The following is a 10,234-nucleotide window of genomic DNA, read 5'->3' on the forward strand; positions in this document are numbered from 1 at the left end:
CGAGTGTTTCCTTCTCCATGCCCCTCAGGAGCCAACTCGGCCAACACAGCAGAGTAGCTTGGTAGTCCCATACTAAGCGCTCCGCGCCGCTGACGCCCTCACCCCCAGCCCCTCTCCCTCTGGGAGAGGGAAGTCAGAGAATGTCCCGTATCTCGCCAGGGTGACGTGCCACCTTCCACCGCCAGCGACCGAACGCGCCATGGGCATTGACAGCCTGCGTCCACTCGTCCAGATAGCGCTGCTTCACCCGGTCTAGTTCGGTGTTTTGTCCCTTCGTTTCCAAAATGAGCATGTCGCCGTTGGATAGCCGCACAAGAAAATCTGGCCGATACTTGCGTACTACGCCACCATACACATACAGGACTTCGAAGCCCAGGTGATCGTTCTTTGCCCAGGCGCTCACGGCGTCGCTGTTGTCGAGGACGTAGGCATCTGATGCTTCCCAGGTGCTGTCGTAGACGCAGACGTTGATGTGCGACTTGCGTGTGCGTTCACAAGGTTTGCTCGTGTACCAGGTGCGCATTTGACCTGTCGAGCTGATGGGATGATCGCGGTCGAAGACTGGAGTAAGCCGCTCGGTGTTCTCCTGCCGCACCGCCTCGCAGACATGTTGCACAACTCGTGACATGTTGAGGGTGATGATCAGGCGGCGGCGCAGTTCATCCTGATAAAAAAGAGGTGGGGAGATCAAGATGCGGTCAGAACGAATGAACTGCTCGACAATCCGCACCAACTGCGCCAGCAAGATTTCGCGACTGCCTTTCCAGCTTGGCTTCATCTGATCGAACACATCCCGGGCAGTTGCGAAGATAATGCGCTGGGTGCGAAATTCCCGCGCCAACCGCTCTAGCTCAATGCGGCTGATCTGGGTCACGTCTGGCTTGCCTTCAAGAACTGGTGCCAGTTCTGCCACCTGCGGTGTCTGGGCAGCGTTTAGTTCTAGTGGCTGCACCTTTGACCAATCGAGAGTCAACGTTGGTTGAAGTACGCGCTCGATGCGCACCACATTTGGCCAGCGGATCTCAAACTCTGCTTTGGTCGGATCCGGCTCCACCGCGGTCTTGGGTGTTGGTGGTGGCGGCGGGCCATCTCCGCTATCCTCGTGCGGCAAGAAAGTGAAGGGCACACCGAAGATATTGACGTATTCGGGCTCGAGCAGCCCCGTTTGTGGGTTGACCTCGTAGGATGTGCGGCGCAAGCCTCGGCCCACAACCTGCTCGCACAGAAGTTGCGAAGTGAAGGCCCGTAGCCCCATGATGTGCGTCACGGTTTTGGCATCCCAGCCCTCGCTCAGCATCCCGACGGAAATGACATTCTGGATTTTCTCGCCGGGCTGCCCTACCTTACCCACCGTATCTACGATCTTTCGCAAACGTTCTGCCTGCTCTGCTTTGGTCAACTGACGTTCGACTGGTGCGTCTTCCTCTTCCCCATCCTCAGCCTCGTCTGAGGCTTCCACCACTGCAGTGGGCTCTTCCTTTGCCTCAGCCTCTTCTAACACCTTCGAGTCGATGTGCAGGATCCCTTCTGGGTTGCAGAGCTCGTCGATGGGAATGCGCCGTGAGTCGAAGGCGTGTTTCACCCGCGCCGCCGTCTCGGTTCGGTTACAGACGGTGATCATCACGGGCGGCGTGGGCAGGCCAGCCGCTTTCCAGGCCTTCCACGTCTCACGCCAGTCGTAGCCCAGCAAGTAGTAGGCGTTCAGCACCAGGTCGGGCAGCGGCTCCTCTGGCTTGGCCTGGCGGTTCAGGTCGTCTTTGACCTCCGGATCGTTGTAGATGTGGTAAAGCCGTGACTTGTAGGTCTTGGCATCCGGCACGGCGTCGTCACGCACCACCACGCGCGGAGTCTTCACCAGCCCCGATTCGATGGCGTCGTTCAGCCCAAAGTCGCTGACGATCCAGCCGAAGAGCGCCTCCTCGCTGCTCTTTTTTCCCGAGGGCGCAAAGGGGGTGGCAGAAAAGTCGTAGCAGGTCAGGATGCCGCGCGAGCGATGCAGACGATCCAGTCCGCCTACCCAAACTGTGGCTTCTGCGGCGCTGTCTTTTAAGCCATGCTGGCGCAGATACTTACCTTCCGCCTCCCAGTTGACGCGCCAGGCGTGGTGGGCCTCGTCGTTGATCACCAGCAGGTTGCGGGCATTCGCCATCTCACCCAGCACCTCGCGGGTGTAGGCTTCGTCACTCTTTGCGCCGCGCTTGTCTACGCTTTTGCGCTTCTTGATCTGTTCCTCGCTCTCCCAGGCTAGGGCGTGCCAGTTGCGAATCAGCACTTTGCCCTGCCGCAGTTTGTCCAGCAGGGCAGAGGGCACAATGTCGAAGGCCTCGTAGTAGTTGCCTGCGCCCGCCGGTTCTAGAACAGCCAGCCGTTTCTTGACCGTCAGCCCAGGCGCAACGACCAGCACGTTCTTCGAGAAACGTGCGTCCTGTAGGTTCGCCACCTTGTTGAGGATGTGCCAGGCAATCACCATCGCCATGACGATGGTCTTGCCCGTACCAGTTGCCATCTTGCAGCACCGCCGATCAAAGTCCCCACCGTCGCCAGGGATCTCAATGCCCACCCGCTCGGCAGGCGGCGCCTCGGTTAGCCAAATGAGCGTCTCCACAGCCTCCAACTGGCAAAAGAAAAAGCGACGTCTGTCGAACTCCTCAGGGTCACGCCAGTGATCCAAGAGCCGCTTGGTGATACTGGTCACACCCGGGTAGCCTGCCTCACGCCAAGCCTTCACGCGCGGGCGGATCTGGTTGACCAGCGGAATCTCCACAAAGATCCCGGGACGGTCGGAAGCCCGAAAATCACCGGAGGCCACTACCTAGATCTTAGGCTCCAGCCCTCCTTCACCTACAACCTTTACTAGTCACGACTCTTGCTCTGACAAAATAACCTTTGAGCTTGGCCTGGGACTTTTCTGGGCCTTCTAGCCTGTTGCGATTAATTAGAAGTACTAAATATTGAAACCTTTCTTTGCTACCAGCACCAACATTCACTTTTACCCTCTTAAGAGGGACATTTAGATGCAAGCCTGCCTGCTCATCCAACTTAATTTTCATCCGTCTTGCTCTGTGTTATTTTTTAGCCTTGATTAGATAAACGGACACCCTCGGTTGCGCTTTGGAAGCCATCTCTTGTTGTAAAGTCATAGTTGCGTTTTATAATTGGTACCTTGTCGGAAGTACTTCCCAACGGTCTGCGCTTCACCTGCGCCGCGTAGCGCAGCGGAGCGGCGTCAGGTGCAAGCGCGTGTTAGCCGCCGCAGGAAGTTCGCTATTACGTTTCATCTAAATGCTTTCGTACTACCATCTTAACATACTCAGGTAAACGACGTTGACTTCTCTGTGCTTTTTCTTTTAACCTTTCATAGGTTTGTACTTCCTCTTCGCTCCATAGTATATCTATGCGTCTTACTTCTCTAAGGGCGATATGGAAATAGTTCTCAGGATTAGCCCAATAGCACCCTTGACACACTTGGGGTAGTTTTTTGTTTATCCAGTTTTCGCAATGCTCACAAGACCATGACTTTGCGCGGTTGCAGGACCCGCAAAGCAACATGTAATCTTTCGCATTCCAATCTTTGCTATTTGTATCTCCACTTACTTCGTATGGAATTCTATGATCAACCTGAAGATAACGTTCCTCAAATTCACCAGAACAGATAGAGCATTTACCATGGACGAGTTCATACAATTGTTTTTTGAATTGCTTGGGAAATGCGATTCTTCCCTGAAGTCGTCCTTTACGAATTTTATCTAGGTCTCCAAATCTGTAGGCGGCTATGGAACGTCCATCTGATGACTTTACGCGGAATGTCTCTAAGGGTATGCCCACTTCTCGAACGTCACGCGCAGCTCGGGGTGGGTGATTGTAACCATAATCCTTTTTTAACTGTTCTGTCGTAATGTACCCATGTTGAAGAATATGCTCAATTACTACACGGGCACGCTTGTTCTTGATAGAAGGAATAAGGTTTCTTATTCGACTTTGATCCTCTGGCGACATAGTCATGTTTTCTCTACTTGCCTATTTCATGAGTTCAAGTTGGAGTTCTTGATGGGTATCAATTCTCCCAACAACTTCATTGTGGTCAAAACCTAGTCGATCTACTAAGGACTTCGAAAGGTAAATTGATTCATATGTAATCTCGTTTCTGCCTAAAAGAGTTGCTTGGGTTGAACGCCCAACTTTGATCTCAATTCGGTGTAATCCTAGTTCAGTTGGTAATTCTCTACCAAATTTCTTGTTTCCAGTGCGCCCATCATAGCTTAAGATAAATGGGATCATTTGAGCATTTAGATAGTCCAATGCCTGTATAAATTCTTGAAAATCTACCCCTTTGTAATAACGAGGGTCGCCGTTATCGCAAACTCCTTGATATGGCGGATCCATGTATACCAAGTCTCTTTTGGTAGCAATATACAGAACTTCCCTATAGTCTTTGCTGGTTATTATTGTCCTACCACGAAACAAATACGAAACTGCAAATATATCATCTGCCATCTTTTTAGGATCTCGGCCTAGCCTGCGATTATCTGGACTCTGATTAAACTCCCCCCTAGGGTTGTATCTTATTGATGCTTTCACACATCTTGCCAGAAGATAATGTAAGTAGTCTGGCCGCTGTGTACGGTTGAATTCGTCTCGAACGTAATCGTAGAATTGTCTTGGGTTCGCACGCTGTTCTTGCCAGAGCCGCTCGTAGGTTGTCGCAACACTTTGAGGATTATTTATGATCTCTTGCCATAGATCCATCAAAGGTCTATTTATATCGTTCAGATAAAAAGAAGATGCTTTCCCGTAACAAGCGGCAGCAATGGAAATGGCAGCCGAACCAGCAAAAGGCTCAATTAATGTGCCTATCTCTCGCGGGAAATAGGCCAATATGTAATGGGCTATTTGCCTTTTACTTCCTTGGTATGGGATTGGATGTGGAACTCTCATGACTGTGTACCCCAGAGATTATACGTAACAAGCGGTCATCTTGTCTATGTCACTAAAGGCGGCTAACTATACACCACACCACCGTTTTCCACCTAGCAAGCCCTCTGATACAAAATTTTCGGCTGAACCGGATTTTGTCGGTAAAATTTACTGTAGTGACTCTTTCAGTATAGCATCCCCAATGCCCCACAACCACGACCGCCCTATACCTAAACCGACCAAGCTCCTTGACCAAGTGCGTCAAGTCATCCGGCTTAAGCATATGGCCATCTCCACGAAGAATTCTACATCTATTACATCAAAAACTTTATTCTATTTCACAAAAAGCGACTCCCAAGGAAGATGGGCATTGAAAAAATCAAAACTTACTTGACTTATTTGGCAGTAAAGAAACTCGTTGCTCCTTCGACACAAAATATTGCTTTGAATGCTCTATTGTTTCTTTATCGCCAGGTTTTACATCTGGAAATTCCAGACATTGACCATATTGAACGAGCTAAACGACATAAAAGTATTCCTATAGCGGCTTTCCACTAGTTCAAAGATCCGAGGCTCGAGGTCGTAGCATAAGAGTTGCTGTGGCTTCTCGTAGGGCGAATTGATTATCAGCCGGTCAATCGTAGTCCTAGCCATTACTTTTCTCCCTTTCCGTTGCATTACCGACTTCTTCTGTTGCACAGCAGCGAATCTCTTTGGGTAGACTTGCCATCTCATGCTAGGAAATAGGGGCAAATTCAATGAAGTCGTCGTAGCTAAAATCAACAGCAAAAGGGTTGAGTTGGCGGAGTTGATCTTCCTCAACCGGCAACAAGATGCCCCGGTCACCAAGCAGACGCGCCAGCTTGACCAGGTCATGGGTGCGTGTAAATTCGATCTGTTGGGCAAACAAGACCGCCTTGAGAGATTTCTCTACCGCTTGCTGGGCATGGAAGTAGAGGATAGAAGGGTGAACCTCCGGGTCTCTTTTCAAAACTTCAAATGCCTTGAGGTCGCGATCGGCCAAGCGCAGGGATCGCCAGGCCTCTTCAAGATGGGGCTTCATAGAGGGCTCTTCCCTCCTTGCGCGCCCAGTACAGTACGGTGCCCGGAACCTGACTGCGCCGTTGGTATTCGGCCTCCGAATAAACCAGCAAATCAAGCCCTGGGCCAATCGAGCCCACAGCTTTGTGCAAGCGGATCATTTCGCCATACGGGTCGGACACTTCTGGTTCAATCACAATAAGATCCAGGTCAGAGCCAGCGTCGGCGTCGCCGCGGCCGTAGGAGCCAAACAAAAGTACGCGGCTGGGCTGCGCCACTGCCACGATCCGTTGCACAATTGCTTGCAGAGCTTGCTCGTCAATCATGTCTCCACCCTTATGACCTTCAGGCTCTCGATGCCCTGCTCATCGATAGATTGGGCGCACGGTGTTGCTACTTCATATCCTGCCGGGCGGCGGCCTTCGACCCGTTCAAATCGCCTTGTCTTGCGGTTGTAGCGCCTGTGTTGCCGCAGCTCCTCGTAGGGCGAGTTGATGATCAGGCGGTCGATGGTGGTGCTGGACATCGTGATAGCCTCTTCGTGTTTCAGGGGACTTCCGGAACGGTCTCGAACAACAATCGCCGAATATCGGTCTGGGGCGCCTGCTTCGACAAGTACAGCATTTCGATACCGACCACGCGATCCTGGTCGTCGTAGTCTACGATGATGCCAGGCGCGACCTCTTCCGAACGACTTGCCGGCACCTCACCCAAGGTCAGGTACAAAGCGTCGGCTTGCTCATCAACTTTCAGTTTCATGGTTTCGCCCTTCTGCAATCGAAATACGCCGTGATTTTCTGTGGCGGCGTCACGGCAGTATCAACGATGCCCCGCAACCCGATTGCCGAACTCCGGCGATCCTTACCAGTTTGTGTTCGAGTCCCCTATCCAACTCAATGACTTCACGAAAGGCGATGTATCTAAACGCTACTCAGAGGAGAACAGAGACAACCGTTTGTCACATAAAATGTGTATTGGAACTTTTCCAGAGTTGATCTGTTTCCATATAGTTTGTATTTCTTGGTGGCCACATTCTTCTGTGAAACGAAATATCGATGCTGCTAAATATTCGTGTTCCTTCTCGAACGCGAGCCAGTGACGGCCAAGTTTTTCGGCAGCGCTGCCAGTGGTGTTCGAGCCGGCAAATACGTCCAGCACGGTGTCGCCGGGATCGGTGAGAAATTCAATGAAGAAGGAAGGCAGCCTTTCCGGAAAGCGGGCAGGGTGCGGTTTTACGCCCACGGTCGCGCAGAAGCGCAGGTAGGAGGAGTTGCTCTCGGAGTTAGGTATTTGCAAGAGGTTTGACGGAATTGCGCCACCGTTGTTGGTGGCGAAGTTGGTGCTAATGTCGTGACCTGAAGGGCGCTTCTTTGGGCGATAGAAAGCTTCAGGGTCTTGGAGTAGTTTGCGCATCCGTTCCGAGTAAGGCGCAAGCACGCGCCGGATGTCGGCCTTCGGGTTCTCGGTCTTCGAAAGCCACCAGACGGTATTTACGGAGTCTTTCGCGCGAATCTTCCGCTTGTTCACCCATTCGATGGGCGATGGCAGCTTGGCTGGGTTGAACCAGAAGAACTCCTCGGCGAGATAGAAACCATAGTCGTCACACAGCCGGAGCATGACGCGGAAGTTGTAGAGCGATCGGACAGGACGACCACTTTGGTAGGCACCGCCGAGGTCAAGCACGAAACTGCCGGAGGGTTTGAGCACACGTCGGATAGGTTCGGCGAAGCGCAGCAACCACTCCACGTAGGCATCCTCGGTTTTGTTGCCGTATTCCTTCTGGCGTTGAAGTGCAAACGGCGGCGAGGTGATGACGAGGTCAATGGACTCCGGCGGGAGCAGCGGTAGTAGATCAAAGGAATCACCGACGTGGGCTTCACCCCATTGCGTGGTGTAGAGTGGCGCAGGCAGCGAGTGGTGCATGTCAAAGCTCCTCTAGATTGTAAACCCAGCTCGCGAGAATCTTCCAGAGCACGGTGACGGCAAAATAGACCTCCGGATCGTGTTTGCTGAGCTCTTCGATTTGACCGACCAAAGCGTCTTTGTTCTGCATGCCGAGGATGTAAGCAACCCACCGACGTGCGTCGTCGTCCACCATCAGCGGGAGCAGATCCTGCACCTTGACACGGCCCGAACGGCTCAGCGCCCAAGCGATACCAGCCCGCTGATCGTCTTGGCCGTTGGTAAAAACATTTGTAATGTCCGCGCTGGTCGCAGCGACGATTTTGCGGAGCGCGCGGGCGGCTTCGATGCGAATCGGCTCGGTAAGTTCGAGGAAAACCTGAATCAGTGCGTCAACGCTTGCCGATTGCTGAAGCTCGCCTAATGCCCAAGCTGCGCCGGCACGGATTTCAGCGTGCTGACTTTTGTCGAGCAGAACGCTGGTTAGCGTCTTCACCGATTCGGGCGCGCAAATTTCGCCGAGTATGATAACGGCTTCGAGACGATGCTCAAGGTATTGGTAGTCATCAAGCAGCGTGCGGCAGATGAACTGCATACCGTCGTTTTGCCCAGCTCGTGCAAGGCCAGCGGCGGCTTCGAGCCGCACGTAGATGTGTTCACGATCGTCGTTGATGCGGGCGAGGAGGGCCTGTAAAACGTTGGAAGACTGGATGTGCGAGAGAGCCTTTACGGCGGTGTAGCGGTCGGTCACAGACAAAGAGGTGAGCATCGGCTCGAACTTGCTTTCCGCAGACGTCGCTACGCAGGGAATTGCTGTGGAAACCGGCACAACTGAAGCAATGATTTGTCCCACGCGAATGTGGTCACCGGTTTGGACAAGCGGCTGGAGGTCGACTGTACCACGCCTCAGACTGATACTTATGGTGCGGGAATCGGTGTGGCGTCGAAACTGGAGGCGCGACGGGGATACATCGGAGACAACGCCATCGCTACTTGCAATCACAGAAGGCCACGTTACGCGCACTTCGAAGCCTTCTTGTTCCCCTTTGGGTTTCTTCAAGACGGCACGTTTTTCTTTATAGGCCTCCCGAAGTGCGCCGACAGTTATGAACTGGATCGGTTCGCTCGCCTGCCAATCAATCGGGCGCTCGCCGGATTTTGAGCACGATAAAAATGCGACCAAATCTTCGTTGGCCAAGCCATTGTCCCAGCCGCGCTCCGGTTTGGAAAGTGAATGCGACATGCTGATTTCGAGTTTGGTCTTGGCGCGTGACTCGAACCGCTTGCCGCAGTTCAGACAGAGGATATCCGGAACGCGAAGCTATTTGATTTTGATCTTCTTCCAAATCTTGTAGCTCATGGAGCCACGCTCCAGTTCGATGGGTCGATGGCCCTGACGCTTCAGATTCTCGAAGACCGCACGTGCACCAACCGCTCCCATGGCCAGCTTTTCCAGGAAACTTTCGTCAGATTTGAATGAGCGGCGGTTAGGCATAGATCAACGCCCTCTCTATTGTCACAGAACATCTCTCCCCAAGAATGCTGTGTCTCTCAGTCAGAAGCTCCCGCGCCAGCAGCAGCTGGTCGCGTAGGTAGGTGAGATATGAGTGAATGCCCAGCTCCCAGGTGTCGCGGAAGGCACGGATCTGCTCCGGCTCAGCAGTCAGGTCCTCGTCCTTGCCGTCCTTGACGTCGCGCTTGTTCACAAAGGGCTGGAAGTTGGAGCCGTACTTGATGCCGTAGGGCGGGTCGATGTAGATCATCTGCACCTTGCCGGCCAGGCCCTCCTTCTCCAGCAGTGAGTTCATCACGAGCAGGCTATCGCCGGCAATCAGGCGGTTGGTCCACCCGTGCTTGTGCTGGTAGAACTCGATCGCCTGGCGCAACGGTTCCCTACGTTCTTCTTCGAATAGCCCCAGTTGCACGGGTTCGGCTTGGCCGTTCTTCTTCCGTACCGCTTCAATGATGGTGCGCGGATCGATGCGCTCGTGGACGTGCAGGGAGACAGTCGGCACCTCGAACGAGGTATGCTCGGCCTTGCCCGCCCAGACGAGTTGCGGGTCAAGGTGGGGGTCGTAGGCGTAGCGCTTTTTCTTTTGGCCGGCGTCGGGGTCGTTCTCGGGCGTTACCAGCCCCACGGGCGGGTTGTTGACGCGCTCTTTGTCGCGGTGCTCGTAGGACTCGATCGCGCGCTTGGTATCGGTTTTCTTTCCTGCCATCCAGTCCTGCCTATGGGTTTCGTCGTGGGCCTATTGGGAAGGCTAGCTTGAGACTAACTTTTGATTCAACACCGAGCTGTCGCGTCAGCTTTTCTCTCCCAAGCCACCTATCCGTCCAGTTGCGCCCTCAGGGTTTGCACGCCCCGCCGCGACCAGCT

12 protein-coding genes are annotated in these 10,234 nt (G+C 53.4%); 1 reads left to right on the plus strand and 11 read right to left on the minus strand.

Annotated features, from left to right (window positions below; translation table 11 throughout):
- Positions 1–133: 133 nt before the first annotated feature.
- From NW853_RS01070 to NW853_RS01080, 3 genes are all read right to left on the minus strand, one after another.
- Positions 134–2,809, minus strand: coding sequence for a BPTD_3080 family restriction endonuclease (locus tag NW853_RS01070; RefSeq protein WP_414347206.1), 2,676 nt, complete (start codon positions 2,807–2,809; stop codon positions 134–136).
- Positions 2,810–3,267: 458 nt separating this feature from the next.
- Positions 3,268–4,002 carry an HNH endonuclease gene (locus NW853_RS01075; protein WP_414347209.1) on the minus strand — a complete coding sequence of 245 codons (735 nt, stop codon included), beginning with the start codon at positions 4,000–4,002 and terminating at the stop codon, positions 3,268–3,270.
- Between the two features lie 15 nt (positions 4,003–4,017).
- Positions 4,018–4,935 (minus strand): Dam family site-specific DNA-(adenine-N6)-methyltransferase, encoded by a 918-nt coding sequence (locus NW853_RS01080; RefSeq protein WP_414347212.1) that lies wholly within the window; start codon positions 4,933–4,935, stop codon positions 4,018–4,020.
- A gap of 288 nt (positions 4,936–5,223) precedes the next feature.
- Here NW853_RS01080 and NW853_RS01085 point away from each other — a divergent pair, with 288 nt between their 5' ends.
- Positions 5,224–5,472, plus strand: a complete 249-nt coding sequence (locus NW853_RS01085; protein ID WP_414347235.1) for a site-specific integrase — start codon at positions 5,224–5,226, stop codon at positions 5,470–5,472.
- Positions 5,473–5,650: 178 nt separating this feature from the next.
- On the opposite strand, the gene NW853_RS01090 is transcribed toward NW853_RS01085, so the two are convergent.
- From NW853_RS01090 to NW853_RS01125, 8 genes are all read right to left on the minus strand, one after another.
- A complete protein-coding gene (locus NW853_RS01090; protein ID WP_414347215.1) occupies positions 5,651–5,977 on the minus strand; it encodes a HEPN domain-containing protein in 327 nt (108 codons plus the stop codon).
- Entirely contained in the window at positions 5,961–6,281 is a 321-nt protein-coding gene (locus NW853_RS01095) for a nucleotidyltransferase domain-containing protein (RefSeq protein WP_414347217.1), read from the minus strand. The genes NW853_RS01090 and NW853_RS01095 overlap by 17 nt, the downstream gene beginning before the upstream one ends.
- Positions 6,278–6,481, minus strand: coding sequence for a hypothetical protein (locus NW853_RS01100; protein ID WP_414347219.1), 204 nt, complete (start codon positions 6,479–6,481; stop codon positions 6,278–6,280). The genes NW853_RS01095 and NW853_RS01100 overlap by 4 nt, the downstream gene beginning before the upstream one ends.
- 20 nt (positions 6,482–6,501) lie before the next feature.
- Entirely contained in the window at positions 6,502–6,714 is a 213-nt protein-coding gene (locus NW853_RS01105) for a DUF2283 domain-containing protein (protein WP_414347222.1), read from the minus strand.
- 168 nt (positions 6,715–6,882) lie between these two features.
- A complete protein-coding gene (locus tag NW853_RS01110) occupies positions 6,883–7,878 on the minus strand; it encodes a DNA-methyltransferase (RefSeq protein ID WP_414347224.1) in 996 nt (331 codons plus the stop codon).
- A gap of 1 nt (position 7,879) precedes the next feature.
- Positions 7,880–9,100, minus strand: a complete 1,221-nt coding sequence (locus NW853_RS01115) for a HEAT repeat domain-containing protein (protein ID WP_414347227.1) — start codon at positions 9,098–9,100, stop codon at positions 7,880–7,882.
- 78 nt (positions 9,101–9,178) lie between these two features.
- Positions 9,179–9,352, minus strand: coding sequence for a hypothetical protein (locus NW853_RS01120; protein WP_414347230.1), 174 nt, complete (start codon positions 9,350–9,352; stop codon positions 9,179–9,181).
- Positions 9,345–10,076, minus strand: a complete 732-nt coding sequence (locus NW853_RS01125) for a hypothetical protein (RefSeq protein ID WP_414347233.1) — start codon at positions 10,074–10,076, stop codon at positions 9,345–9,347. The genes NW853_RS01120 and NW853_RS01125 overlap by 8 nt, the downstream gene beginning before the upstream one ends.
- Positions 10,077–10,234 lie beyond the last annotated feature (158 nt).

It is taken from the genome of Synechococcus sp. H55.11, assembly GCF_047462475.1.
Classification (GTDB): Bacteria; Cyanobacteriota; Cyanobacteriia; order Thermostichales; family Thermostichaceae; genus Thermostichus.

Coding starts and splice junctions, on each gene's coding strand:
- NW853_RS01125 (WP_414347233.1), bottom strand. CDS start 10,076: ATGGCAGGAAAGAAAACCGATACCAAGCGCGCGATCGAGTCCTACGAG.
- NW853_RS01105 (WP_414347222.1), bottom strand. CDS start 6,714: ATGAAACTGAAAGTTGATGAGCAAGCCGACGCTTTGTACCTGACCTTG.
- NW853_RS01100 (WP_414347219.1), bottom strand. CDS start 6,481: ATGTCCAGCACCACCATCGACCGCCTGATCATCAACTCGCCCTACGAG.
- NW853_RS01120 (WP_414347230.1), bottom strand. CDS start 9,352: ATGCCTAACCGCCGCTCATTCAAATCTGACGAAAGTTTCCTGGAAAAG.
- NW853_RS01115 (WP_414347227.1), bottom strand. CDS start 9,100: ATGTCGCATTCACTTTCCAAACCGGAGCGCGGCTGGGACAATGGCTTG.
- NW853_RS01090 (WP_414347215.1), bottom strand. CDS start 5,977: ATGAAGCCCCATCTTGAAGAGGCCTGGCGATCCCTGCGCTTGGCCGAT.
- NW853_RS01110 (WP_414347224.1), bottom strand. CDS start 7,878: ATGCACCACTCGCTGCCTGCGCCACTCTACACCACGCAATGGGGTGAA.
- NW853_RS01075 (WP_414347209.1), bottom strand. CDS start 4,002: ATGACTATGTCGCCAGAGGATCAAAGTCGAATAAGAAACCTTATTCCT.
- NW853_RS01080 (WP_414347212.1), bottom strand. CDS start 4,935: ATGAGAGTTCCACATCCAATCCCATACCAAGGAAGTAAAAGGCAAATA.
- NW853_RS01095 (WP_414347217.1), bottom strand. CDS start 6,281: ATGATTGACGAGCAAGCTCTGCAAGCAATTGTGCAACGGATCGTGGCA.